General features: G+C 51.4%; 22 protein-coding genes, 1 pseudogene and 2 riboswitches. Of the genes and pseudogenes, 2 read left to right on the forward strand and 21 right to left on the reverse strand.

Annotated features, from left to right (window positions below):
- Positions 1 to 55: 55 nt before the first annotated feature.
- The 8 genes and pseudogenes from C1A10_RS08580 to C1A10_RS08615 all read right to left on the reverse strand — a co-directional run bounded on the left by C1A10_RS08580 (position 56) and on the right by C1A10_RS08615 (position 8,768).
- Entirely contained in the window at positions 56 to 847 is a 792-nt protein-coding gene (locus C1A10_RS08580; protein WP_101909891.1) for a hypothetical protein, read from the reverse strand.
- Positions 848 to 1,096: 249 nt separating this feature from the next.
- Positions 1,097 to 1,561: pseudogene (gene tnpA / locus C1A10_RS08585) on the reverse strand (IS200/IS605 family transposase).
- A gap of 195 nt (positions 1,562 to 1,756) precedes the next feature.
- Positions 1,757 to 1,966: a hypothetical protein gene (locus C1A10_RS08590; RefSeq protein ID WP_101909892.1), complete on the reverse strand. Its 210-nt coding sequence runs from the start codon at positions 1,964 to 1,966 to the stop codon at positions 1,757 to 1,759.
- Positions 1,967 to 2,090: 124 nt separating this feature from the next.
- Positions 2,091 to 4,457, reverse strand: a complete 2,367-nt coding sequence (locus C1A10_RS08595; protein WP_101909893.1) for an ATP-dependent helicase — start codon at positions 4,455 to 4,457, stop codon at positions 2,091 to 2,093.
- Between the two features lie 226 nt (positions 4,458 to 4,683).
- The gene (locus tag C1A10_RS08600; RefSeq protein WP_101909894.1) at positions 4,684 to 5,862 is read right to left on the reverse strand and encodes a sodium ion-translocating decarboxylase subunit beta; all 1,179 of its coding nucleotides are present in this window, start codon (positions 5,860 to 5,862) and stop codon (positions 4,684 to 4,686) included.
- 32 nt (positions 5,863 to 5,894) lie between these two features.
- Positions 5,895 to 6,275, reverse strand: coding sequence for an OadG family protein (locus C1A10_RS08605; protein WP_101909895.1), 381 nt, complete (start codon positions 6,273 to 6,275; stop codon positions 5,895 to 5,897).
- A gap of 206 nt (positions 6,276 to 6,481) precedes the next feature.
- Complete coding sequence (gene galT, locus C1A10_RS08610; protein WP_101909896.1) at positions 6,482 to 7,459, reverse strand: galactose-1-phosphate uridylyltransferase; 978 nt, start codon at positions 7,457 to 7,459, stop codon at positions 6,482 to 6,484.
- The gene (locus C1A10_RS08615; protein ID WP_101909897.1) at positions 7,452 to 8,768 is read right to left on the reverse strand and encodes a galactokinase; all 1,317 of its coding nucleotides are present in this window, start codon (positions 8,766 to 8,768) and stop codon (positions 7,452 to 7,454) included. Before C1A10_RS08615 ends, galT begins: the two co-directional genes overlap by 8 nt.
- 147 nt (positions 8,769 to 8,915) lie before the next feature.
- Between C1A10_RS08615 and C1A10_RS08620 the strand changes: the two genes are divergently transcribed.
- Both C1A10_RS08620 and C1A10_RS08625 read left to right on the forward strand, forming a co-directional pair.
- Positions 8,916 to 9,755, forward strand: a complete 840-nt coding sequence (locus tag C1A10_RS08620; RefSeq protein ID WP_101909898.1) for an AraC family transcriptional regulator — start codon at positions 8,916 to 8,918, stop codon at positions 9,753 to 9,755.
- Between the two features lie 20 nt (positions 9,756 to 9,775).
- Positions 9,776 to 10,660 carry a mechanosensitive ion channel family protein gene (locus tag C1A10_RS08625; RefSeq protein ID WP_101909899.1) on the forward strand — a complete coding sequence of 295 codons (885 nt, stop codon included), beginning with the start codon at positions 9,776 to 9,778 and terminating at the stop codon, positions 10,658 to 10,660.
- Between the two features lie 57 nt (positions 10,661 to 10,717).
- Here the strand turns inward: C1A10_RS08625 and C1A10_RS08630 are convergent, their stop codons facing one another.
- The 13 genes from C1A10_RS08630 to rpsL form a co-directional block, all read right to left on the reverse strand.
- Positions 10,718 to 11,155, reverse strand: coding sequence for a spore coat protein (locus C1A10_RS08630; protein WP_242968891.1), 438 nt, complete (start codon positions 11,153 to 11,155; stop codon positions 10,718 to 10,720).
- A 14-nt stretch (positions 11,156 to 11,169) separates the two neighbouring features.
- Positions 11,170 to 11,352: a spore coat protein gene (locus tag C1A10_RS08640; RefSeq protein WP_101909900.1), complete on the reverse strand. Its 183-nt coding sequence runs from the start codon at positions 11,350 to 11,352 to the stop codon at positions 11,170 to 11,172.
- Positions 11,353 to 11,421: 69 nt separating this feature from the next.
- Positions 11,422 to 12,438 (reverse strand): rod shape-determining protein, encoded by a 1,017-nt coding sequence (mreB, locus tag C1A10_RS08645; RefSeq protein WP_101909901.1) that lies wholly within the window; start codon positions 12,436 to 12,438, stop codon positions 11,422 to 11,424.
- 87 nt (positions 12,439 to 12,525) lie between these two features.
- Positions 12,526 to 13,245: a ComF family protein gene (locus tag C1A10_RS08650; protein WP_101909902.1), complete on the reverse strand. Its 720-nt coding sequence runs from the start codon at positions 13,243 to 13,245 to the stop codon at positions 12,526 to 12,528.
- A complete protein-coding gene (recD2, locus tag C1A10_RS08655; protein WP_101909903.1) occupies positions 13,242 to 15,455 on the reverse strand; it encodes an SF1B family DNA helicase RecD2 in 2,214 nt (737 codons plus the stop codon). The genes C1A10_RS08650 and recD2 overlap by 4 nt, the downstream gene beginning before the upstream one ends.
- Positions 15,456 to 15,527: 72 nt before the next feature.
- Positions 15,528 to 15,860 (reverse strand): hypothetical protein, encoded by a 333-nt coding sequence (locus tag C1A10_RS08660; RefSeq protein WP_145997716.1) that lies wholly within the window; start codon positions 15,858 to 15,860, stop codon positions 15,528 to 15,530.
- A gap of 60 nt (positions 15,861 to 15,920) precedes the next feature.
- Positions 15,921 to 17,102: a methionine adenosyltransferase gene (gene metK / locus C1A10_RS08665; protein WP_101909905.1), complete on the reverse strand. Its 1,182-nt coding sequence runs from the start codon at positions 17,100 to 17,102 to the stop codon at positions 15,921 to 15,923.
- 40 nt (positions 17,103 to 17,142) lie between these two features.
- The gene (locus C1A10_RS08670) at positions 17,143 to 18,924 is read right to left on the reverse strand and encodes an N-acetylmuramoyl-L-alanine amidase (RefSeq protein WP_180951064.1); all 1,782 of its coding nucleotides are present in this window, start codon (positions 18,922 to 18,924) and stop codon (positions 17,143 to 17,145) included.
- Between the two features lie 119 nt (positions 18,925 to 19,043).
- A riboswitch (SAM riboswitch) is annotated at positions 19,044 to 19,137 on the reverse strand.
- Between the two features lie 95 nt (positions 19,138 to 19,232).
- Positions 19,233 to 19,853, reverse strand: coding sequence for an ECF transporter S component (locus tag C1A10_RS08675; RefSeq protein WP_101909907.1), 621 nt, complete (start codon positions 19,851 to 19,853; stop codon positions 19,233 to 19,235).
- Between the two features lie 100 nt (positions 19,854 to 19,953).
- Positions 19,954 to 20,073: riboswitch (FMN riboswitch) on the reverse strand.
- A gap of 104 nt (positions 20,074 to 20,177) precedes the next feature.
- Complete coding sequence (tuf, locus tag C1A10_RS08680) at positions 20,178 to 21,380, reverse strand: elongation factor Tu (RefSeq protein WP_101909908.1); 1,203 nt, start codon at positions 21,378 to 21,380, stop codon at positions 20,178 to 20,180.
- A gap of 132 nt (positions 21,381 to 21,512) precedes the next feature.
- Positions 21,513 to 23,597, reverse strand: a complete 2,085-nt coding sequence (fusA, locus tag C1A10_RS08685; protein WP_101909909.1) for an elongation factor G — start codon at positions 23,595 to 23,597, stop codon at positions 21,513 to 21,515.
- A gap of 105 nt (positions 23,598 to 23,702) precedes the next feature.
- Entirely contained in the window at positions 23,703 to 24,173 is a 471-nt protein-coding gene (gene rpsG, locus C1A10_RS08690; RefSeq protein WP_180951065.1) for a 30S ribosomal protein S7, read from the reverse strand.
- A 127-nt stretch (positions 24,174 to 24,300) separates the two neighbouring features.
- The gene (gene rpsL / locus C1A10_RS08695) at positions 24,301 to 24,726 is read right to left on the reverse strand and encodes a 30S ribosomal protein S12 (protein WP_101909910.1); all 426 of its coding nucleotides are present in this window, start codon (positions 24,724 to 24,726) and stop codon (positions 24,301 to 24,303) included.
- Positions 24,727 to 24,873: the final 147 nt, after the last annotated feature.

Genomic DNA, 24,873 nt, shown 5'->3' on the forward strand with positions numbered 1-24,873 from the left:
AATAGCCGGTTTTGGACGTGGGCGCATTTACGCCCACGTCTTCCGGCAGGCTGGTTTAGATGAGATCGCTTTCATTCAGCTTTGGGGGGAAGAACTGACTCACCGGGAACTTGATTTTCTTGAACACTTCGCGTGGGTCATCCGTCGTGTTGCAGCTTTCCTTGTCGGGCACTGCGTAATCATATGCAGGAATCATCATCTGCACGCAACGCTCCAACTGGACAATGGTGAACAATCCAATCGTAATCAGTACGACCTTCTGGGGCTTAACGGGGGCAAAATCGCCGTCAAACTTGCCGCAGACCGCGTTCGGCAGGTTAATTCCGCAGTCGAACACCCGGTTTGGAGTACATTCAACAAGTTTGGCGTCAAGGCACATCGGGTCGACGACATGTACACTCGCTTTGGGCATGTTCGTATTGTCATGCTCGCAGCAGTTCCTTGGGTCGGTGGAACAATAGACCTTCACGTTTCCGTCACTGCCAAACAGGATGACTTTCTTTGAAAATGCGGCGACTCCAACCACATTTGCAGGCGGAGCGGAAGCGGATGTATGAACACCCAGCGTCACCTTAAAGAAGAATGTGATATCAACCGAATAGAATCCTTTGTTAAAAGGAACCGGCTCCACATCCAAATAAACGGTGATAATTTCCACGTCTTTGCATTTAACGCTCATCGCGCTGTCAATGACCGGCTGAGCTCGGTCAGTAAAGAATACCTGCAGATCCGTGAGGCAATCTTTGTCGGTGCAGGAATCAAAAATCCTGCCGGCATCTATGCACACTGCTTCTTTAAAGCAGTTCGCTCCGGTTGCAGTAACAGGAGCTGATTTTTGTTCTGCCATATGAATCCTCCTAGTTATGTTTTGAGCTGTACTCAATATCATTTTATGAGGGATTCTTGTTTTTGTGCATCTGCGCGGAAATTTTCTGCCTGTTCCCTATTTTATTCTGTATTCGGCGTTCAGTCAACCATTTTACTCATGAAATAGTTACCCCCCGGCAAAGCCGGGGGTTCTCCATATGCGGGCAAAGCCCTGTTTTACTAGCTGCGCCTCAAGGCGCTGGTACGGTCTGCCAATTGCAAAAGTTTGTTACTTGCTACCCGTAAACGGGTTTACGTACTCCTTGAGTGTCATCTGGTCTTCAACCTGATCTTCTTCCAGTTGATTTTTGATATATTGGGCTATTGCTTTATCATTCTTCCCTGCCGTATCCACAAAATAGCCCCTGCACCAGAATGTCCGGTTTCCATACTTGTATTTCAAATTCGCATGCCGCTCAAATATCAGCAAGGTACTCTTTCCTTTGAGAAATCCTACGAATCCGGAAACGCTCATCTTTGGTGGTATTTTCACCAACATGTGTATATGGTCCGGACACACCTCCGCTTCTATGATCTCCACCTGTTTCCAGTTACATAACTCCCTCAGTATTTTTCCTATCTCAGCCCGCATATTTCCGTATGTTACTTTTCTTCGATACTTTGGGGCAAACACTATATGGTATTTGCAATTTCAGCTCGTATGATTTAAACTATCTATATCATTCGTCTTCATGTCGAATGTTCCTCCTTTTGATATGTCTCGTTGCAGTTGGCAGACCGCAGCTTCATTATATCAAAAGGAGGTTTTTTGCTATACTCATCGCTAAAGCTTTTTTGAACTCCCGGCACAGCCGGGAGTTTTCGTACGACAAGAAGAAAACAGCGGATTCCAACACGTTCGTGTGAAACCGCTGTTTCCGATATGTAATCACTTCGACGGCATCTGCATCCAAAGCTTTTCCATCTGCCGGGCACGCCATCCAAACTCCCGATTTCTCTCGTCCAGCCTGACCAGCTTGGGAGAACTATACGGTACATGCTGTCGAATCAGGAGTTCCATCCTTTTACGGTTGCATTGGATTCTCTTCCATAGATATTCGATTTTAAACGCCAAAACCCACTTTTTCATCTGCAGCATTAACACTCCACCTTGTTTTTAGACATCTTTTTTTTACTAACAGTTTTATTATATGCAGATGAAGATAAAAATTTGTCGAAGCAAGGAACTTTCAACAATTTTAATTGTTAATTCTGGTCGAAAACTACTTATTCTTACGCAATCTAGCGAATTTTTCCATTACTTTCTTTGTACCGACACCGTCAAACGCTACTTCTATCAGATGGTCATTACCCATAGGCGTTACCGACAGCACCAGGCCTGTTCCAAACACTTTATGCGTTACCATATCCCCCGCCCTGATCGTAAACTCACCCGCGTCGGATGCCGGCATTGAACCGACACCCAGCATCTTATCGGTTTCGGATATGCGGGGCTTGCGCGGCTCTGTCTGTACCTGCTGGCGGCGGACCAGGGTTGAATCGTCCACCTCACAGAGTTCCGGGGGAACCTCTCCCAAAAAGCGGGAGATACGATTGCGCATGGTCTGGCCGAACAGCATCCTCTGGGCAGCTGTTGTGATAAAAAGGCGTTTTTTTGCGCGCGTGATTGAAACATATGCCAGCCGGCGTTCCTCTTCCACCTGCACAGGATCGTACATCGCCTGCATCCCGGGGAAAATCCCTTCTTCCATGCCTGCAATAAATACATTGTCAAATTCCAGGCCCTTGGCGGAGTGCATGGTCATCATGACAACCGCATCCGTATCAGGATCGTATTTATCCAGATCGGTGTATAGGGAGATTTCTTCCAGAAATCCTGATAAAGACGGCTCCTCGTTTTCCTCCTCGTAACGGTGCATGGAGGTTTTGAGCTCCTCAATATTTTCCATGCGGGTCTGCCCTTCAAACCCCTCGGCGCGAAGCATCTGCAGATAGCCGGTTTCCTCCAGCAGCCTGTCCAGAAGTTCATCAAGCGGGCAGGTGCCCACCGCGTCGATCAGGCGGCGCATCATCGAGGCGAACTCCATCAGGTCACCCGCCTTGCGGCCCAGCGATGCATATTCATCCGCATGTTCCAGAACCTCAAAAAGGGTCACGCCAACCCCTTGCGCGATTTCTGCCGCGGCATTGACTGTGCTGTCGCCGAGTTTCCGTTTCGGCTCGTTGATAATCCTGCGCAGACGCAGCGTATCCGCCTGATTGTTGAGAACGGACAGATAAGAAACAATATCCTTGATTTCCTTGCGTTCATAAAACCGCAGCCCGCCGATAATGCGGTATGGGATGCCGAACTTTACCAGGCCGCGTTCAATCATGTTCGACTGTGCGTTCATCCGGTATAAAATCACATGATCGGAAAATTTCGCACCGTTTTTGACATTTTCGGAAATGGTATCTCCGATAAAACGTGCCTCTTCTCCCTCGTCCACAGCCCGGTGCACCTTGATTTTGACGCCGGTATCATTCTTTGTCCAAAGGGTTTTCCCCTTGCGTTCGGTATTATGTTCAATCACCGCGTTGGCCGCGTCGAGAATCGTGGTGGTACACCGATAATTTTGCTCAAGCCTGATCACCTTTGCCCCATGGAAGGTATCCTCAAACTGAAGGATATTCTCAATCGTAGCTCCACGGAATTTGTAGATGCTCTGGTCGTCATCGCCCACAACGCAAAGATTGCCGCTGGAAGAAGAAAGCAGCTTCACCAGTTCAAACTGTGCCCGGTTCGTATCCTGATACTCGTCAACCATCACATAGCGGAAGCGGTTGCGGTAATATTCCAGTGCCTCCGGGAATTTCTGAAAAATCTGAACCGTCAGCATAATGATATCGTCAAAGTCGACTGCATTCGCCGTCTTCAGCTGCCTTTGATAGATTTCATAGGTTTTCGCAATGACCTGTAAGCGGTAATCATCCCCCACCGTCAAGGCAAATTCGGCAGGGGTTCTCAATTCATCCTTTGCACGCCCAATTGCGGACAGAATTCCCTTCGGCTGAAATTTCTTGTCGTCAATATTCAGGTCTTTCAGCGCAGCTTTAACCAGGCGAACCGAATCGTCGGTGTCATAGATGGTAAACGAGCTTTCATAGCCCAGCCGGCTGATTTCCCTGCGCAATATCCGCACGCAAGCGGAATGAAAAGTAGACGCGTTTATATCTTCCGCAACCGTCCCGAGCATCGCCCGCAGCCGATCCCGAAGCTCCCCCGCGGCTTTATTGGTAAAGGTAATGGCCAGAATATTCCACGGCAGCACCGTTTTGTTCCGGATAAGCGCAAAAGCCCGGTCCATATCCCAGTTTCCGCCGTCGGCATAGTCCTCTAAAAACTCTACATCTTCTTCCGTCAGCCGGTCAGGCACGTGTTCGCTTGTATACGCATCGCCAAACTGAACCATATTGGCGATGCGGTTGATAATCACCGTAGTTTTTCCGCTGCCCGCGCCCGCAAGAATCAACACCGGCCCCTCGATAGTAAAAACCGCCTGTTTCTGCATAGGATTCATCCGTGCAAAGAAATCGTCTATAACCCTGCGCTTCGCCCTATGAAACCTGTCCTTCAGAGATTCATCCATTCCTATTTACCACACATTCTATCAGTATTACAAAGTTCCTCTACACACTTTATCCGGCAGACTCCCACAATCCGGAAAAAATGCTCCCGCCGCATGGTTGCAGCAGTTTTTCTTCTGCTCGACCAATTCAGGCATTTTTCCTTACCGGCTCTATTATAACATAAAATGGAGTTTTAGAGAATAGAAAAAGGCAGGTCTTTCGACCTGCCTTTGGAAGATATAACGATTATTTTAAAATGGAAAGCAGAACACCCGCGGCAACCGCAGAGCCGATAACACCGGCAACGTTCGGCCCCATGGCATGCATGAGCAGGAAGTTGGTCGGATTTTCGGACTGGCCGACTTTCTGGGAAACACGCGCAGCCATCGGAACTGCGGAAACACCCGCGGAACCGATCAGCGGATTGATCTTGCCCTTGGAAAGCACATACATCAGGTCGCCAAGGAGCACGCCGCCGGCGGTGCCGAAAGCGAATGCACACAGGCCCATGACGCAAATTCCCAGCGTTTTAGCGGTAAGGAAGCTTTCCGCATTTGCAGTCGCGCCAACTGTGACACCCAAGAAAATGGTAACAATGTTCATCAGCTCATTCTGAGCAGTCTTATTCAAACGGTCGACAACACCGGATTCACGGAACAGGTTGCCCAGCATCAGCATACCGATCAGAGGAGCAGTATCCGGTACGAGGAAGGAAACAACAAGCGCCACCATAATCGGGAATACCACCTTTTCCAGCTTGGAAACAGGGCGGAGTTGTTCCATTCTGACTGCACGCTGTTTTTTAGTGGTGAGCAGCTTCATAATCGGCGGCTGGATGATCGGCACCAGCGCCATGTAGGAATAGGCCGCGATTGCAATCGAGCCAAGCAGATGAGGTGCCAGCTGTGTCGTGGTAAAGATCGCGGTCGGGCCATCGGCTCCGCCGATGATACCAATGGAACCAGCTTCCGCAGGGGTAAATCCAAGCACAAGCGCTCCAAAGAACGCAAGGAAAATACCAAGCTGCGCGGCAGCACCCAGAATAAAGCTCTTCGGGTTTGCAATCAGCGGACCAAAATCCGTCATACAGCCTACGCCGAGGAAGATCAGCGGAGGATAGATGCCCAGTTTTACGCCCAGATAGAGGTAGTCAAGCAAACCGCCGGTAGAGGCCAGCATCTCCCAGTCAATATGACCGGTTTGGTTAATGAAGATCAGTGTATGGTAAAGACCCGCGTTGGGGATATTGGTAAGGAACATACCGAATGCAATCGGGAGCAGAAGAAGAGGCTCAAATCCCTTTCCAATTGCAAGATACATCAGCAAAAACGACACCAGAATCATCAGAGCCTGTCCGCCCGACAGATTAAAAAAACCGCTCTTACCAACAAGCGTCTCCACTGACTGCATAAAGATTTCAAACATATTGTCAGCCCTTTCGTAAAAGTTTGTCTCGATTAAAACGGTTGCGTATTCTGCATCAAACCGGCCGCAGTCCACGCAGAACGGGCTTCTCTGACACGTTTGACACTGCGCAGTGCAAATCCGCCGGCAGCGCCGCCCATAGCAGCCACAGCAGCAGCAATTACAGCAACGATCTCATCGCTGATGCCGTCTTCAACCACCATCGCATTTTTCACAGCAGCGCTGGCAGAAGCCTTGGGGGCTGCTGGTTTCGGCGCTTCCGTTTTTGGCTGGGGTTGCGTTGGTTTCGAGCTGATAGCAACAAACAGCTTGCCAAACAGCCAAACGAGTAGCCAGAGGCCCATCAGGGCAATGAAAACGACCACAAGTCCGGTAATAATTACCGCGCCCGCAAGAGTAAAATCAATGTTCATAGTCCCTCTCCTTGCTATATAAAATATAATATTGATAACAAATTCACATTCCGGATAAAATCCGAAACTGGAAATAAGTATACTATATTTTGTGCTTTTTTGCAATCAATTTCTTGTATGAAAATGAAAAATAATTCACAAACCGGTAACATAAATTTGAAAAATACGGAAAGCCGCCATTCGGCGGCTTTCTGTTAATTCCCCTTTTAAACCTCTGACATCTGATAACGCTGATAGGCCGCCCGCAGTTCTTCAGCGGTTTCTTCCGGACAGGTGGGATTACAGTGCGCCCAGCATCCGGTCTCGGATGACGCGTTATATTTCACTTTCTCTGCGCTGCGCATGGGCGGGAAAAACTCGATATGAAAGTGATAGTCGTTCGAATAATCTTTTTCACCGTTAACCGGCGCATTATGCATACACATCATATAGGGAAATTGATACCCGAACAGGCCGTCCAGCATGCCCACCGTCTGTTTCACGGTTACCGCAAGAGCACGCCGCTCCTCTTCACTGAATTCCGTAATATATCTCCTGTGCGCCTTGGACATGATATAAACGCCGTACGGATACTCTGTAAAAAAAGGCAAAAACACAATAAAATGTTTATTTTGAAAGATCACACGTTTGCCGAATTCCTGTTCGGACTGCCACAGATCGCAGAAAAGGCACTTGCCGTTCTTCTGATAGTATTCCCCGGCGGATTCCGTTTCAAGCTGGATTTTTTTCGGAATAAACGGATAGCCGTAGATCTGGCCATGCGGGTGCGGCATGGTAACGCCCACTGCGTCGCCCCGGTTTTCAAAGATAAAGACATATTTTATGTTTGGGTCGGCCGACAGCGCTTCAAAACGTTTACACCACAAATCGACGAGTTTTTCCACATGGCTGTCGGAAAGTTCGGGCAGAGTAGCGGTATGCCTGGGCGAGTACAAAATCACCTCGCACTTTCCATAGGCCGGCGCCGTTTGAAAGAACGCCGTTTCCACCGCGTCCGGCGCGGGCGGGTTCTGGCTCAGCGCCGGAAAATCATTGTCATAGCAATATACCTCATAGTCCTCAGGGACTTTTCCGGAACCGGGGCAAAACGGGCACCAGTCCTTCGGCATCTGGGGCCTTTCCTGACGGTTGGATGCAATCATCACCCAGTCCTTTGTCAGCGGATGCCATCTCAGCTCAGCCATTGTTTTCCACCTTTCCCATTGAATCACTTAAATCCGGACTTAGGCGGACGCCGCCCACCGGTCTGATTGACAAAATATGGCAGCTTCCCTCACCAAACACGTTTTCCATAACTGCTTTATAAACTCCCAGCAGGTCATTGGGAACAAAGCATTGAATCGTGCCGGCAAATCCTCCGCCATGCACCCGCCATGCGCCCCGCCCGGTCAAAAGATGTTCGCTGATCGCCAGTCCCAGCGAAAGGCCCTGCTCGTCCGGGTTTTTGCAGGTATAAACATTTTGCAGATACATAAATGACGATTGCCCGCTTTCAATCACCAGTTTCTTGAACGCTTCAAAGTCGCCCGACTCCAGCGCCGCAACTTCCAGCGGCACCCGGTCATTATCCGCAAAAAAATGAAATGCGCGCAGGATCGCCCGGTCGCTGCATGCACAACGCACACGGGACAGATTCTGATAAAACAGTTCCGGTTTTACCTCGCGGAGGACCTCCCCGCCAAATACCTTTGCCACCGATTTCATCTCGGCGGGCGCAGAGGCATAATCGCCGGTCAGGTCCGCATGGTTGCCGCCCGTGTCCACAATGCACAGTTTGTGCCTGTATTTTGCAAAATCCACCGCCAGTTTTTTGACTGCCGGTTTGTCCGGGTTTTCAAAATCAATGGTAACAAATCCGCCTACCGAACAGGCAGTCTGGTCCATCAGCCCGCAGGGTTTTCCAAAATAGGCATTCTCCGCATATTGCCCAATCTGAGCGATCTGCACAGGATCGGCTTTCCCGCCTGCATAAAGCTCATTGAGCATCACGCCGACCAGCGTTTCAAACGCAGCCGAGGAGGACAGGCCGGAGCCTTTCAGAACATTGGAAGTGGTATATGCGTCAAATCCCCCGATTTCGAGACCCAGTTCCTGGAAACGGGCGGCAATTCCGCGGATGAGCGCGGCGGCATGATTTTTTTCGCTCTCCTGCACAGACAGGTCACTTAGCTGAATGGTATCCATCGGATACCCCTCTGACTGGATGCGGATGACACCGTCGCTGTTTTTCCCCGCTACCGCCAGAATGTCGAGGTTGACCCCGGCAGCCAGAACCCGCCCATGTTGATGGTCGGTATGGTTTCCGCCGATTTCCGTCCGGCCCGGCGCACTGAACAGCGCGATTCCCCTGTCCGTGCCAAAACATTCTTCAAACTTCTGTATTGCGGCACAGTACCGGTCTTTCTGCCCGGGTGCTTTTTCGCTGTAAAGACAGGAAAACGTCCGGTCAAATGCCCCGCCGGAAATTTGCTCTGCCGTCTGCCGTGTATTCATATGGCAACCGCCTTTCAAGCATTTGTTTCTATGATTAAGCCTACCGCACAAACTTCCATTTTGCAACATAAAATTATCCCATTTCTATGGATATTTGTTGCAACAAATCACGCTTTACGCTACACTCTATAAGAAAGGAGTGATAAGATGGGACCCGGTCTGTTTAAATATTCTTATAAAACCAAAACGCGGGAAAGTCTCCCGATCGCTATATATAACAGCGGAATTCAGCAATGTGCCCCCGGTTATACCTGGGGGCCCGGCCTGCGCGACCATTTTTTGATCCACCACGTCATTTCCGGAAAAGGTGTTATCACTGTCTCCGGAGTGACTCACCGTGTTTTCGCGGGCGATACTTTTCTGATTTATCCATCCGAGATGGTTTCCTATACGGCGGACAGACAGGAGCCGTGGGAATATTGCTGGGTCGGTTTTCAGGGCGCTCAGGCAAAGCTGCTGCTCTCACAGACGCCTTTCGCGGAAGAAGCACCTGTGACACAGTTTAAAGAGACCCAGCAGGTTCAGGACGCCATTTTGGCAATTTATCACGCGGTCGGCTCCACTCCGGCAAGCGAACTGCGCGCAATCGGGCTTCTCTATGTTTTTCTGGCCCTTCTCGTTGAGCAGAAACAGGACACGCCGTCCGCGGAAGAACCCTCGCTGGAATATGTGGAAAATGCCGTCCGTTTTATCGCGCATAATTATTCCCGCGCCGTGGACACAACCGATATCGCCAGTAGCGTGGGGATCAGCCGCAGCCATCTTTACCGGGTGTTTATGAAGCATCTGGACACGCCGCCGAACGAATACCTGACGCGATTCCGTATCTCGCGGGCGTGTGAACTGCTGGAGCATTCGCCGCTGCCCATCTCCGCAATCGCGGCTTCCGTGGGCTATGAAGACCAGCTCTATTTTTCCCGCGTGTTTAAGAAAATAACCGGCAGGCCACCTTCGCTCTACCCACGCGGCGAAAAAAAGCAATCTTGACAAAGGAAAGGATGTAAACCATGGATACTGTTGCAATGGACCCCAACACCGTCACGCAGGAGGCTGTGGACGCGCTCAAAAACCTGGCGGAAATGCCCGGAACCACCCGCTGGGACTACCTGTGGGACGGTTTCATAAAATTGCTGCCCAAGCTGTTTACGGCGGCCGGCATTTTAATTATCGGGATCATCCTGATCCGACTGCTTCTCCGGCTGACCCGCAAAATGCTGCAAAAGTCCAAGCTGGACCCGACCCTTCATCATTTTATGCTGTCTATCTTCGGCATCTGCCTGTACCTTGTGCTCGGCACCATGGTTCTGGCAATACTGGTTCCCGACGCTGTCGGCGGGCTGATCGCACTGATGAGCGTTTTTGGGCTGGCCATTTCACTGGCGGTGAAAGATTCGCTGGCCAATCTGGCGGGAGGAATTTCCGTTCTGTTCACAAAGCCTTTCGCGCTGGGGGATTATGTTCAGATCAACAGCACAGAGGGAACTGTCGAAGAAATCCGCCTTAACTATACCGTACTAAAAACCTTTGACAACAAGGTTGTTCACATCCCGAACGGCGATGTCGCCAAGGCCCAGATCGTGAATTTCACCTGCGAGCCTACCCGGCGGCTGGACATTACCTTCTCAATCAGCTACTATGACGATTTTCAAAAGGTGCAGGAATTGATCCGGGCAGCGGTGAGCACCCATCCTATGGCGCTGAGCGACCCGGAACCCGTCGTCCGCGTATCTGAGCACGCCTCCTCCGCAATTCTGATCTGCTGCCGTGTCTGGTGCAAGACCCCGGATTACTGGCCGCTCAAATTTGACCTTCTGGAAGAAGTCAAACGCAGCTTTGATCAAAACGGCATTTCGATTCCATATAATCAGCTGGACGTCCATATCGCAAAATAACTGCCGAAATACGGAAGAACGCCCGCAAAACGCGGGCGTTCTTCAATTCCTGTCTGTTTAGCCTTGCAGAGAAGCCTGCTGGGTCGCATACTGCTGTTTGCACTGGTCGACTTTCTGCTGCTGTGCGGGCTCGGTCTGATACCAGCCGCGTTTTTGCATTTCATCAAATACCTGGTGCTGTATCTGATGTTCTTCATTCAGAATATTCATCATTTCGCTCAGCAAGGCAGGCGAGGCACATTCATTCGCAAAATTATTATAGTTGCCGGTTAACAGCTTCTGACTGGAAAGCACATCGTTCATCATCTCCTGATCTCCGAACGACTGCTGACTCCCTGAAGACCCCATCTGGCTGCCGGAAGATCCCATCTGGCTACCGGAAGATCCCATCTGGCTACCGGAAGATCCCATCTGGCCGCCGGAAGATCCCATCTGGCCGCCGGAAGATCCCATCTGGTTCATTTGGCTCATCGGATTTTGATTTGACTGTTTCATGATTCATTTCCTCCCTAGTTCAGCTGCGACAGCAGACGGTTGTAATGGTTCTGATGCTTGGTGGAAGCGTTCTGAAACTGTGTTTTGAGCTGAGGATCGGTTGCATTCTGGGCATAGTAGTTGCATTTTTTAATAACTACCTGTTCCATTTTCAGCTGATCTTCAATGGCTGACAATTCTTTGCTTGTTAATGGCATAACAAAAAACCTCCTTAGATTTGGATACTCAAAGTATTCCAATTCAAGGAGGCTTTATACGTCCAATTTTTAATGTTTATGGGTAGAAGAGGTAACAAAACCGTCAACAAGCTGGTCGATAAATTCGAACGAACGCCCCGTGCCGATGGCAACACACTCCACCGGGTTTTCCGCGATCCGTACCGGAATCCGGAACTGCTTGCCGAGATAGGTGTCCAACCCGTGCAGAAGCGCGCCGCCGCCTGTCATAACCAGACCGTTGCCGCGGATGTCCCCCGCAAGCTCCGGCGGTGTCTTCTCAATTACAGAATGTACGGCGTCGCGGATTTCCGTTACGCAGTCGATGATGGTCGGGAACAGCTCTTTCCGCGTAATTTCCATACGAGTGGGCAGCCCCGCCGCAAGATTCCGTCCCTTGATTTCGCAGGAAAGGTCCTCAGCGTTTTCGTCGGCGCTGGCAACCGCAATTTTGACACTTTCCGCCATGCGTTCCCCAATCAGAACGTTATACTTCGCCCGGACATAACGGACGATCGCGGCGTTAAATTTGTCCCCCGCCATTTTTATCGAATTTTTGCAGACAATGCCGTTTAAGGACAGGACGGCAATATCCGCAGTTCCTCCCCCGATATCGAGAATAATATTCCCTTCCGGTTTGGAAATATCAATTCCCGCCCCGATTGCCGCCGCTACCGGCTCTTCGATCAGATAGACGCTGCGGGCACCCGCCATGACCGCCGCATCCACGGCGGCCTGCGCCTCTACGCCGGTAATCAAGGAAGGTACGCAAAGCGCGACGCGCGGCTTGAAAATGCTGGTGCCGCAGGATTTTTTCATAAAATACTTGATCATTTCCTCCGTCATTTTATAGTCGGAGATCACACCGTCTTTCAGCGGGCGGATCGCGGTAATTTTTGCAGGCGTTTTGCCGATCATCTCATGCGCTTCATCGCCGACACTGAGAATATCCTGTGTTTTCGTATTAATCGCGACAACCGACGGTTCACGCAGAACGATTCCCTTCGAGCCAACATAAACCAATACCGTTGCCGTTCCAAGATCAATGCCGATATCATTTGCAGCCATATGTAAAGTCCTCCAATCAGACAGTGGTTTGTACGAGCCGAATTTCTTTTTATTATACATCAACTGTCCTTCCAATGCAATTGCCGTTTACTGGATTCGATGCCGGTAGCAGGTAGTTGCCGCAGCGGCAAGATAGACCGCCTGTGCGCCTTTCTGCCGCATCAGGCCGGCGCAGCGGCCGGCTGTCGCGCCGGTTGTAAGCACATCGTCCACCAAAAGGAAAATCCTTCCTTGCAGCTTTGTGTCTTTGCGGATGGCAAAAGACAGCCTCGCATTTTCCTTTCTGGCTTCCGGCCCCTTTTGCTCCATCTGCGCCCCGCCTTTTCCGGTATGCCGCAGGAACCCGCTTTCGACGGGGATCCCAAGCAAAGCGGAAAGCTCGTCCGCCAGCAGACGGGTCTGGCAATAGCCTCTGCGGCGCAGCTTTGCGGGATGCAAAGGTACATAGGTAATCGCTGAAAACTGCATGTCCCCATAGGTTTCCCGCACGCTTTGCGCCATCAGTTCCGCGAGAAAAGGAGCGTAATAGCGTTTCCCCTGATATTTAAAGCTGCCGATTCCGCGCGCGACGGCATCTGTATAGAAAAGCGGAACCGCCGCGCCGTCAAAGCCGGGAGAGTCCTCTTTGCAGACACAGTCTTCCGGTGCCTTTCCGCACCGCCTGCAGAGAGCCCCGGAGGTAAGCGGCAGCTCGGACAAACACCGATCACACAGCCAGACGTCCGCAGGCACCGACTCGCTGCGGCATAAAAAGCACTTGTGCGGAAAAATAAGCGACAAAAGGCGTTCAGACAGCGTCGTTTTCATCCGCACACCTCGCCAAGCAGATAAACCAGATTGGTGTATCTGCGGGATTTGCGATGGTTGTCCACCATATAGCAGACCGTTTCCCGGGAGCCCAGAATGATCAGCAGCTTTTTGGCACGCGTCACGGCGGTATAAAGCAGGCTGCGGTAGTACATCCGGCTTTTCCCAGCCATCAGCGGGAGAATCACCGCATCGTACTCATTGCCCTGGCTCTTATGAACGGTAATCGCGTAAGCCAGTTCCAGCTCGTTTGCCATATCGAAGGAATATTCGGCCGTCCGGTCATCAAACCGGACAATGATGGAAGTCGAGGGCTTATTAATCAGTTCAATCACGCCGATATCCCCGTTAAAAACGCCCATGCCCGCTTCCCCGTCTTCCTTTTCCCATACCAGATCATAATTGTTTTTGATCTGCATGACCTTGTCGCCTTCCCGGAAAACAACCGATCCCGCGGTGAATTCTTTCTTTGACGGGTCGGGCGGGTTAATTGCCTGCTGCAAAATCCGGTTCAGCTCTCCTGTACCGGCCGCGCCCACGCGGGTGGGGGCGATCACCTGAATATCCCACATTGGGGAATAGCCGTAGCTCTGCGGCAGGCGCCGCACGCACAGATCAGCTGCGGTTGCCGCCATATGGAGCGCGGAACTGTCCGGAAGAAAGAAAAAGTCGTTGTCCCGCGTGTCCATCTGAGGATATTCCCCTGTCACAATCGCGTGCGCGTTGGTAATAATCAGGCTTTGGGCCGCCTGACGGAAAATCTCCGTCAGGTGGACTACCGGGAAGCATCCGGAATCAATCAGATCTCCCAGCAGATTTCCCGCGCCGACCGACGGGAGCTGATCGGGGTCGCCGACCAGAATGAGACGGCAGGAAAATTTCAGCGCCCGCAGCAGCGATTCAAACAACAGCGTGTCCATCATGGAGGTCTCGTCAATAATGACCGCGTCGCATGGCAGCGGATTTTTCTCATTGCGTTTGAATTTCGTCGTCCCTGAGCCGTCGGAAAAGTCCACTTCCAGCAGCCGATGGACCGTTTTCGCCTCGACGCCGGTCAGTTCGCTCATCCGTTTGGCGGCGCGGCCTGTGGGCGCCGCCAGCGACACCTTTTCCCCCATCTGCCCCAGCAGATGGATAATGGCGGAAATCGCGGTGGTTTTTCCGGTTCCGGGGCCGCCTGTCAGAATCATCACCTGCCGCGAAATTGCCGTAATGATCGCTTTGCGCTGCAAATCCGCATAAGTAATGCCCTGTTCCTGTTCGTGGCGCGCCACAAATTCCTCCGCGTCGGGCAGGTTTTCCGGTTCCGTCTGGCCCAGCATCATCGACAGCTTTGAAGCGATGAAGCACTCCGCTTCATAATAGCGCGGCAGATACACAAACGACTCCTCCCGCACTTTCAGGCGTACCAGTTCGTTTTTCTCCACCATATCGGCTATGACATCGCCCACCAGATAACTGTCCACGTCGACCAACTTATGGCCTGTTTCAGCTACCTTCCGTTCGGGCAGGCAGACATGGCCGTTTCCGCTGTTGTGGCGCAGGATATACAGAACACCCGCAGACACCCTTTCGTAGCTGTCCGGCGCAAGCCCGTTTTTCACGGCGATCTGGTCGGCCAGCTCAAACGGCACGCCAATTTCGTCACAGCACAGAATAAACGGATTATTCGAAACCATTTCCTGCGCGGAAACGCCGAACTTTTTCCATGTCCTGATCGCATAGGATGCGGAAATTCCGAACTGATTTAAAAAGATCATCACCGTGCGGATGCCAAACAGTTTTCCGTATTCTCCGGCAATCTGCTGCGCCTTTTTCGGGGAAATCCCATCAATTTCCGCCAGTTTTTCCGGCGTTTGCTCAATTATGGTCAGGGTATCGTCGCCGAATTTCCCCACCATCTTTTTTGCAAGAACAGGCCCCACGCCCTTGATTGCTCCGGAGGACAAATAAGACGCGATAGCTGAAGCGGTGGCGGGCATCAGGCGCTCATAAATCTGGGCTTTCAGCTGAAGCCCGTATTTCGCGTGGGTGGAGTAGGTTCCGGTTACAATCAGCGTCTCACCCACCGCGATATCGGCAAATTCCCCAACCACCGTTACCAGTTCCGAATCCGTCGCCATTTCCAAAACGGTGAAGCCGGTTTCCGCGCTGTGGAACACAATCGATTCCACGCTTCCCTCCAGTCTGTACAGGTCTGCGCCGTTCATCCGTTACACCGTCCTTCATTTGCTTTAACCGTTTTATTATAATGCATTGCGTTCCTGTTTGCAACGCCGCCTCTAAACCTTCATCAGTGCGATCAGTTCTTCCGGAGTTCGCGCGAACAGCGCGCCGGTGCTTTTTGTAAGCTGTTCGCAGGCCTTGACTTCCTCTTCGTTCAGCCCCGCGTTGTAAAGTACATAGATTTGACGGCTGGGGTTGGCCTCCCACTGCATGCAGGCATACAGAAGCGACATCTGGTCCCCGGTATTTTTCCCCTCGCCACCGATTGGGATCACCTTGTAAACACGGTTGGATTTGCGGCTGTAACGGACGGCAGTCCATGTGCATAACTGAACCAAACCAACACACGCCAACAGCGCTACTGCTACCCAGATCAACACATCCAACATAAAAATCACCTCGAAGTATCCTATGCTTCGAGGTGAAAAAGTGTTATGATTTTTGCATTTTTATTTTAAAGCGGCCAAAATGGCATCGGTTTTGTCTGTTTTTTCCCAGCTGACGCCCAAATCTTCCCTCCCCATATGGCCGTATGCCGCAAGCTGGCGGTAGATCGGCCGGCGCAGGTCGAGATTTTTGATAATCATAGCCGGGCGCAGATCAAATACTTTGTCGACTGCCTGCGCAAGCCGTTCGTCGCTGACAGTTCCTGTCCCAAAGGTGTTGACATTGACCGAAACCGGGCGCGCCACCCCGATGGCGTATGCCACCTGCACTTCACAGCGTTTTGCCAGCCCTGCGGCCACAATGTTCTTCGCTACATGCCGCGCCGCGTAAGCAGCGGAACGATCCACCTTGGTCGGGTCTTTCCCGGAGAACGCTCCGCCGCCATGGCGCCCGAAGCCGCCATAGGTATCTACAATGATCTTGCGTCCCGTCAGGCCGCTGTCCCCCTGAGGACCGCCGATTACAAACCGGCCGGTGGGATTCACAAAGATTTTCGTGCGGTCATCCATCAGCTCTGCCGGGATGATTTTGCGGATGACATGCTGTACAATATCCTCACGGATTTGCTCAAGCGGGATTTCCGGCGAGTGCTGATTGGAAATGACAACCGTATCGACCCGGACAGGGCTGTCATTTTCATATTCGACCGTCACCTGCGTTTTACCGTCCGGACGAAGATACCCGAGCGTCCCGTCCTTGCGCACCTTTGTCAGCTGCCTTGCCAGCTTATGGGCAAGGGAAATCGGCATCGGCATCAGTTCCGGGGTTTCGTCCGAAGCATAGCCGAACATCATCCCCTGGTCCCCGGCACCGGTTGAAAAGGCTTCATCCTTCTGTCCTTCCCTGATTTCCAGAGCGTCATTCACACCTTGCGCAATATCGCCGGACTGTTCGTGAATGCTGGTGAGTACCGCGCAGGTCTCGGAGTCAAAGCCGAATTTCGCGCGGTCATATCCGATCTCATGGATGACACTGCGCGCAAGCGTCGGGATATCTACATAGCATTTGGTGGATATTTCTCCCATAATCATCACCATACCGGTAGTAACGGCAGTTTCACATGCCACACGGGCGGTAGGGTCCTGCTCAATAATCGCATCCAGCACGGCATCGGAAATCTGATCGCAGATTTTATCAGGATGCCCTTCTGTTACGGATTCTGATGTAAAAAGATATTTTCCCATTGATGTTCTCCTTTACTTTTGCTGACAGCGCGTTCAGCTTCTAGCGCAGCGCCGTGACAATGCTGTCCCCGACAGCGTTGGCTGTTTTAAAGATGCCCTCGCGTGAAGTCAGGTCATCGTACTCGACCGCGTTGGTCAGGAAGCCCATTTCGACCAGTACAGACGGCGCAAAACTGTTCATGGTCACACGATAGTTGGAAAACAGAGCGCCGCGGTTTTTTCTTCCCGTATAACCCGCCACATTGCTGGAGAGGGTCGAGGCAAAGTTTTTCGCAATTCCTTCATAATAGAACACTTCCGCGCCGGAAACGGTGTTGGAATTCTGCTCATAGCCGATGCTGTTGCAGTGCAGAGAAATAAAGAAATCGGCATAAACATTCTGTGTCATGGTCATACGGTCATTCATGGTCAGGTCCATATCCTTGGGGCGCAGCTGCAGCACAGTCGCTCCCAGCGATTCCAGCCGTTTCTGAACGGCAATAGCCGTCGCAAGTGTGATGTCCTTTTCCATTGCGCCCGCGGTACCGGGAATTCCAATCGCGCCCGGATCCGTACCGCCGTGGCCCGCGTCCAGCGCAACCGTGATACCCGTAAGCGGTTTGCTGCCCGAAGACAGGGACGGCGCATATTTCGCGTAGATGGTGGTAACCCCGTTGCTGTATTTAATATCATACCCCCAGAGCGCCCGTTTACCGGAGAGGGTAAACACAATCGTAGTAGCGCCGTTCTTTTCCGTTACAGATGCGCCGGAAAACAATTTGCTTTTTGCGACCGAGAAGTTCTGAACCCCCGTTGTATGGAACAGCTTCACAGTCAGTTTGTCGCTTTCCTGCACTGCGCGGAAAAACGGGGCACTGGCGCCGGTCAGGACAAGCTGTTCGCCTTTCTGCCCGATTTCATAGGAGGCGCTGCTGATCTGGTTGCTGACAGCCACCTTCCCGGTAAGCGGAATAACAGAATCCTTGGGAATCCATCCGCCGGAGGAAAGCTGGTAGCTTGTGCTGCCGATGTCCGTTACATAATCCACGGCACCAAGGCGGGCAGTCTCAATGAACGCGCTGCGCGCATGGTCCTTATAAATGCTGGCTGCATTGTTTTTTACCTTTACAACAAGGCTGGTGTTGCCTTTCGGGGCGATAAAGACACTTCCTGCGGACTGATACTGTGTAATTTTTCCATTATAGGTCAGCGTATAAGTAACAGGGCCGATATTTTTTGTGGCGGAAACGTTGCCTGCCGTTGTGCTTCCGGTAAACGAAGCAGGAACGCCCGCCTTTTCGGTAGCCGCGGCCTGTTTCATTGCCACCTTGCGTCCGCCGATCGTAGCGGTCACCGACGCGCCCGACGGGGCCACGCAGGAGAGGTTGATCGTACTGCCGGAAAAAGTCGCGCAGTCAAAAGACGGGGCCATGCTGCTGACCACCGAAGTAGTCGGGGCAAACGCGGCGTTCCCCTTCGTAATGGTGACCGTTGCAACCACATTCCCCTGCTGGAATGTATAGACGTTCTTTCCCGAATCCAAAGCCACATAGACGCCGAAGCTTCCACGCGAACCGCGTGTCGTCACCGTCTCACCGTTCATTGTCAGACTCTGCCCGGGATCGGAGTCTCCCGTAATGAAAAAGGCGGCGGCTGTTGTCGTGATATCTGCTGACGGCCTGGTAATGATCAGCTTTGCCGGAACCTTCAGATTGACGTGGCTGACAATCGCGTCAAAATCGTTGTATCCTGTTTTCGCCATCGTGACTGTGCCGATTCCCGCGCAGACCGAGGCTGCTACCGCCAAGCTTACTGTTTTTTTCATCCATACTTTTAAATCCATACTGCTGCCCCATCTCGTCATATATTTTTTATACTGTGTTATTTTTGTCGATTTTTACTGCAAAATCTGTCAATTTCAATTAAAAACGCGCCCGGCGATAATTCCGAGCGCGTTTCTCATCCTCATCTGTCGGTCATACCGCAGGATTTAGCACCTTGCAATGCAGGTTGCCGGGTTTCACAGGGCCTGTCCCTCCGCCACTCTTTATAAGGTAGGTAATATTCACTTTTTAAGTATATTTTACATGATCCGGTGGAGGTTGTCAAGAACTCCCTGCAAATTTCCGCCAAAACAATTCCCAAACCGTTTTATTTATGCAGCAGCGGCGATACTCTTTTGTAAAGCAGGAGCGTGACAACCGCAGTCATGACTCCTTTGAGCAGATTGAAGGGGACAACCGCAAGGAGGATAAACGATCTCATATCGGTAATGCCGGCGTTTACTTTGCTTCCCATCTCGACCAGCGCAGAGAGCGGCATCCCGAAAGCCCCCGCATAGACCGGAAGCAACACATATGCGTTGACCAGTGCTCCAATCGCAGCCATCAGGATGGTACCGGCAGCCATTCCGGCAACCGCGGTTTTGACAGATTTCTTCGAACGATAAATGAGTGCGGCTGGTACGATAAACGAACACCCGAACAGGAAATTGGCAAACTCACCGACGCCGGCGGTGAGCGTACCGTTAATCAGCAGGTTCAAAATGATCTTGATCGCCTCAATCATGACTCCCGCGAGCGGTCCCATAGCAAATGCGCCGATCAGCACGGCCACTTCGCTTAAATCAATTTCATAAAAAGACGGGGCAAACCAGAGCGGAATTTCAAACAGCATGAGCAGGGTGGCCGACGACGCCAGCAGTGCGATTTTTACCAGATTTCTGACGTTGACCCTTCTGGTGGATGTCTGTTTGTTTGTGATTACTTCCATAACTTCTTCCTCCATTGAGGTCTGTTGTTAGGGAATGAAAAAGCCCCTGAACCTCTCGGTTCAAGGGCGTTGCGTTTCGTCGGAATCCATCCGTGCGGATACGCAGTTTCTTTCATCCGGACTGTACCGTTGGTATGGGAATCGCACCCATTCGGCCGATCATAATCGGTTCGCGGACTATACCGCCAGTGGGGAATCGCACCCCGCCCTGAAACAGACGTTTATTTATTTCTTTTTCATTATAAGCAGAATCAATCGAATTGTCAATATGCAAAGAAAGCCTGTCAAATGACAGGCTTTCTTTTAATCCCGTTTCAGGAAAAATTAAGCATTGACCTTGGTAACAACGCCGGAACCAACGGTACGTCCGCCTTCACGGATAGCGAAACGGAGGCCCTCTTCGATAGCGATTTCAGTGATCAGTTCCACATCCATCTCAACGTTATCGCCAGGCATGCACATCTCAACGCCTTCCGGCAGAGAAACTACACCGGTAACGTCGGTTGTTCTGAAATAGAACTGCGGTCTGTAGTTGTTGAAGAACGGGGTATGACGGCCGCCCTCGTCCTTTTTCAGGACGTAAACCTGGCCATGGAACTTGGTGTGCGGATGAATGGAACCGGGTTTGCACAAAACCTGTCCGCGCTCGATATCAGTTCTCTGAATACCACGGAGCAGTGCGCCGATGTTATCGCCAGCCTCAGCATAGTCGAGGATCTTGCGGAACATTTCGATACCGGTAACAACAGTCTTCTTCTTCTCTTCGGAAAGGCCGACAATCTCAACTTCGTCGCCGGTCTTCAGCTGTCCACGCTCAACACGGCCGGTAGCAACAGTACCACGACCGGTGATGGTGAAGACGTCTTCAACAGGCATCAGGAACGGCAGGTCAGCTTTTCTTTCCGGGGTCGGAATATAGGAGTCAACAGCATCCATCAGATCCTGCAGCGGCTTGTAAACCGGATCGCTGGGGTCTTTGCTGTCGGATTCCAGAGCCTGAAGAGCAGAGCCCTTGATGATGGGCACATTGTCGCCATCAAACTCATAGAAGGAGAGCAGCTCACGGATTTCCATTTCAACCAGCTCAAGCAGCTCAGGATCGTCGACCTGGTCAGCTTTGTTCATGAAAACAACGATATAAGGAACACCAACCTGACGGGAAAGCAGGATGTGCTCACGGGTCTGAGGCATCGGGCCGTCAGCCGCGGAAACAACCAGAATCGCGCCGTCCATCTGAGCAGCACCGGTAATCATGTTTTTCACGTAGTCAGCATGTCCGGGGCAGTCAACATGCGCATAATGGCGCTTGTCGGTCTCATATTCAACGTGAGCGGTGTTGATGGTGATGCCGCGCTCTCTTTCCTCAGGGGCCTTATCGATCATGTCATAAGCCTCGAAGTGGGCCTGTCCCTTCATCGCGAGAAATTTGGTGATCGCAGCGGTCAATGTGGTTTTGCCGTGGTCTACGTGACCGATGGTGCCGATGTTTACATGGGGCTTGTTTCTTTCAAAATGTGCCTTTGCCATCGAAAATTTCCTCCCTTATCATACATAATTTTAATTTTTAAGGAATTGGGGCGCCCTCCCAAAAGGTGAAAATTCAGGGGCCGACCCTATTATAGTTTGTATTTTATCAAGTTGCATGAAAAATTGCAAGCATTATTCGTCGGACTTGCCTTTGCTGCTGATAATTTTTTCTGCAATTGACTTCGGAACCTCAATGTAGTGACTGGGCTCCATTGAATAGTTGCCGCGGCCCTGCGTTTTGGAGCGCAGATCGTTGGAATAACCGAACATTTCGGACAGCGGAACGAACGCGCGGATTTCCTGTGCGCCAAAGACCGATTCCATGCCCTGGATCTGTCCGCGGCGGCTGTTCAGGTCACCGATCACGTCGCCCATATAGTCCTCCGGCGTGTTGACGCTTACGCGCATGATCGGCTCGAGAAGAACCGGGTCCGCCTTCTGCATCGCCATCTTGAACGCCATCGAAGCGGCAATCTTAAATGCCATTTCGGAGGAGTCGACTTCATGGTAAGAACCGTCGTACAGCGTAACCTTCACGTCAACTACAGGGAACCCTGCAAGAATACCGGCCTGCATTGCGCCCTGGATACCCTGGTCGATAGGACCAATGTATTCCTTGGGAATCGCGCCGCCGACAACAGCATTGATAAATTCGTAGCCCTTGCCGCTTTCGTTCGGTTCAATCTTGATCTTGACATGACCGTACTGACCTTTACCGCCTGACTGACGGGCATATTTATGGTCAACATCGGCCAGTTTGCGGATGGTTTCCTTGTAAGCAACCTGCGGCTTGCCGACATTCGCCTCTACCTTGAACTCACGCATCAGGCGGTCAACGATGATCTCCAGATGGAGCTCGCCCATGCCGGCGATAATCGTTTGGCCGGTTTCCGGATTGGTGTAGGTCTTAAAAGTCGGGTCTTCTTCTGCAAGCTTGGAAAGTCCGATTGCCATTTTCTCCTGGCCGGCCTTTGTTTTCGGCTCAATTGCCAGGTCAATAACAGGTTCAGGGAACTCCATAGACTCCAGAATGATCGGATGCTTGGGATCACAGAGGGTATCGCCGGTACCGGTATTTTTCAGACCTACCGCGGCGTAGATATCCCCCGCATAGCAAACGTCGATATCTTTCCTGTGGTTCGCATGCATCTGCAGAATACGTCCCATACGTTCTGTGTTGCCCTTATTGGAATTGTATACCGAGGAGCCTGCTTCAATGGTACCCGAGTAGACGCGGAAGAAGCAGAGCTTTCCGACATAGGGGTCGGTAGCGATCTTAAATGCCAACGCTGTAAACGGCGCGTTGTCAGTAGAAGGTCTGGTTTCTGCTTCATCCGTATCAGGATTGATTCCCTTAATGTCGGCAACATCGGTCGGCGAGGGCATATAGTCCACAACCGCATCCAACAGCTTCTGCACGCCCTTGTTTTTATAGGATGTGCCGCAGCAGACAGGCACCATTGTGTTGGCAATGGTGGATTTGCGGATCACGGCTTTCATCTCTTCCACCGTGACTTCCTCGCCGCCCAGATATTTTTCCATCAGGGCCTCATCCTGATCGGCAAGATGTTCCAGCAATTCCTCGTGATACTTCTGAGCAAGCTCCATCATATCTTCCGGAATTGCTTCCTCGCGCATATCTTTGCCCATGTCGTCATAATAGATGTCGGCTTTCATTTCCACAAGGTCGATAATCCCTCTGAAGAAGGCCTCTGCGCCGATCGGCAGCTGAATAGGAACAGCGTTGCACTTCAGGCGCTGCTTCATCATGCTGATCACGCGGTAGAAATCTGCGCCCATGATGTCCATCTTGTTGACATAGCCCATACGCGGGACATTATATTTGTTCGCCTGACGCCATACGGTTTCAGACTGAGGCTCAACACCGCCCTTTGCACAGAAAACCGTTACCGAACCGTCGAGCACTTTCAGCGAGCGCTCAACCTCCACAGTAAAGTCAACGTGTCCGGGTGTGTCGATGATATTGATTCGGTGGCCTTTCCAGTAGGCGGTGGTAGCAGCGGAGGTAATGGTAATACCTCTCTCCTGCTCCTGCGCCATCCAGTCCATTGTCGCCGCGCCCTCATGCACCTCGCCGATCTTATGGTTGATACCTGTATAGTACAGGATACGCTCGGTCGTGGTGGTTTTGCCGGCGTCAATGTGGGCCATTATGCCGATATTACGTGTAAGATCCAAAGAGACGTCTCTTGGCATAGTGTCCTCCCTTTTGATACTCCGACGCCTAGACAGCCAGGGGCTGGCGTCGCCGGTTGAAATAAATGCTTAACATCCGGTTGCGGCAGCTCCAAAAGCAGCAGACTACCATCTGTAATGTGCAAACGCCTTGTTGGCCTCTGCCATTTTGTGGGTATCTTCGCGCTTCTTCACTGCACCGCCGGTCTGGTTGAGAGAATCCATGATTTCACCTGCAAGGCGTTCTTTCATAGTCTTCTCTCCGCGGTTCCTGGAATAAGTGGTGATCCAGCGCAGACCCAATGTCTGGCGCCGTTCCGGACGCACCTCCATAGGAACCTGATAGGTAGCGCCGCCGACACGACGGGCTTTTACCTCTAACACAGGCATGATGTTCTCCATGGACTGCTCAAAAGCTTCCAGGGGATCCTTGCCTGTTTTTTCCTTGACGATATCGAATGCACCATATACAATTTTCTGTGCGACACCTTTTTTGCCATCATACATGATGTTGTTAATCAGGCGTGTAACCAGTTTGGAATTGTACAGTGGATCTGGCAAAACATCACGTTTTGCGATACGACCTCTTCTTGGCACTTCGCTTCCCTCCTTCACAATTATAATGAATTCATTGGTACTCGAAAGTGACAAAACTTTCGTCTGCGCCAAAAAACAAGTCTACTATATAGTAGCCTGAAATTGGCAGAATAATCGAAAAGTTTTATTACTTCTTGGCACCAGCCTTAGGACGTTTTGCTCCGTATTTGGATCTTGCCTGCATTCTCTTCGCTACGCCCTGCGCATCGAGAGTACCACGGATAATGTGGTAACGAACACCAGGAAGGTCCTTAACACGTCCGCCGCGGATCAGCACAACGCTATGCTCCTGCAGGTTGTGTCCGATACCGGGAATATAAGCTGTTGCCTCGATTCCATTGGACAATCTAACCCTTGCAACTTTTCTGAGCGCAGAGTTCGGCTTTTTCGGGGTAGAAGTTCTGATGGCTGTGCAGACTCCTCTTTTTTGCGGGGAATTCTGATCAATGGAAACCCTTTTCTTGGAGTTCCATCCTTTCAGAAGCGCGGGAGCTGTCGATTTCTTCACCATGACCTCTCTGCCCTTACGTACGAGCTGGTTAAAGGTTGGCATATTGCACCTCCTTACATGATTGTTCGGCCTTTCGGCCTTTATTTATTTCAAAGGGGCAAAGCGGAATGCTCTGCCCCACCGAAATCAGGGAGCGGAACGCCACCCTGAGGGTGGCCTCACAAGCTCTAATTATATCTCGTGCAGGGT

The organism is Marasmitruncus massiliensis (genome assembly GCF_900186535.1).
Classification (GTDB): Bacteria; Bacillota; Clostridia; order Oscillospirales; family Ruminococcaceae; genus Anaerotruncus; species Anaerotruncus massiliensis_A.

Excerpts from the sequence above, each read along its gene's own strand:
- C1A10_RS08580 (WP_101909891.1), bottom strand. The coding sequence starts at position 847 with ATGGCAGAACAAAAATCAGCTCCTGTTACTGCAACCGGAGCGAACTGC.
- C1A10_RS08590 (WP_101909892.1), bottom strand. The coding sequence starts at position 1,966 with ATGCTGCAGATGAAAAAGTGGGTTTTGGCGTTTAAAATCGAATATCTA.
- C1A10_RS08595 (WP_101909893.1), bottom strand. The coding sequence starts at position 4,457 with ATGGATGAATCTCTGAAGGACAGGTTTCATAGGGCGAAGCGCAGGGTT.
- C1A10_RS08600 (WP_101909894.1), bottom strand. The coding sequence starts at position 5,862 with ATGTTTGAAATCTTTATGCAGTCAGTGGAGACGCTTGTTGGTAAGAGC.
- C1A10_RS08605 (WP_101909895.1), bottom strand. The coding sequence starts at position 6,275 with ATGAACATTGATTTTACTCTTGCGGGCGCGGTAATTATTACCGGACTT.
- galT (WP_101909896.1), bottom strand. The coding sequence starts at position 7,459 with ATGGCTGAGCTGAGATGGCATCCGCTGACAAAGGACTGGGTGATGATT.
- C1A10_RS08615 (WP_101909897.1), bottom strand. The coding sequence starts at position 8,768 with ATGAATACACGGCAGACGGCAGAGCAAATTTCCGGCGGGGCATTTGAC.
- C1A10_RS08620 (WP_101909898.1), top strand. The coding sequence starts at position 8,916 with ATGGGACCCGGTCTGTTTAAATATTCTTATAAAACCAAAACGCGGGAA.
- C1A10_RS08625 (WP_101909899.1), top strand. The coding sequence starts at position 9,776 with ATGGATACTGTTGCAATGGACCCCAACACCGTCACGCAGGAGGCTGTG.
- C1A10_RS08630 (WP_242968891.1), bottom strand. The coding sequence starts at position 11,155 with ATGAAACAGTCAAATCAAAATCCGATGAGCCAAATGAACCAGATGGGA.
- C1A10_RS08640 (WP_101909900.1), bottom strand. The coding sequence starts at position 11,352 with ATGCCATTAACAAGCAAAGAATTGTCAGCCATTGAAGATCAGCTGAAA.
- mreB (WP_101909901.1), bottom strand. The coding sequence starts at position 12,438 with ATGGCTGCAAATGATATCGGCATTGATCTTGGAACGGCAACGGTATTG.
- C1A10_RS08650 (WP_101909902.1), bottom strand. The coding sequence starts at position 13,245 with ATGAAAACGACGCTGTCTGAACGCCTTTTGTCGCTTATTTTTCCGCAC.
- recD2 (WP_101909903.1), bottom strand. The coding sequence starts at position 15,455 with ATGAACGGCGCAGACCTGTACAGACTGGAGGGAAGCGTGGAATCGATT.
- C1A10_RS08660 (WP_145997716.1), bottom strand. The coding sequence starts at position 15,860 with ATGTTGGATGTGTTGATCTGGGTAGCAGTAGCGCTGTTGGCGTGTGTT.
- metK (WP_101909905.1), bottom strand. The coding sequence starts at position 17,102 with ATGGGAAAATATCTTTTTACATCAGAATCCGTAACAGAAGGGCATCCT.
- C1A10_RS08670 (WP_180951064.1), bottom strand. The coding sequence starts at position 18,924 with ATGGATTTAAAAGTATGGATGAAAAAAACAGTAAGCTTGGCGGTAGCA.
- C1A10_RS08675 (WP_101909907.1), bottom strand. The coding sequence starts at position 19,853 with ATGGAAGTAATCACAAACAAACAGACATCCACCAGAAGGGTCAACGTC.
- tuf (WP_101909908.1), bottom strand. The coding sequence starts at position 21,380 with ATGGCAAAGGCACATTTTGAAAGAAACAAGCCCCATGTAAACATCGGC.
- fusA (WP_101909909.1), bottom strand. The coding sequence starts at position 23,597 with ATGCCAAGAGACGTCTCTTTGGATCTTACACGTAATATCGGCATAATG.
- rpsL (WP_101909910.1), bottom strand. The coding sequence starts at position 24,726 with ATGCCAACCTTTAACCAGCTCGTACGTAAGGGCAGAGAGGTCATGGTG.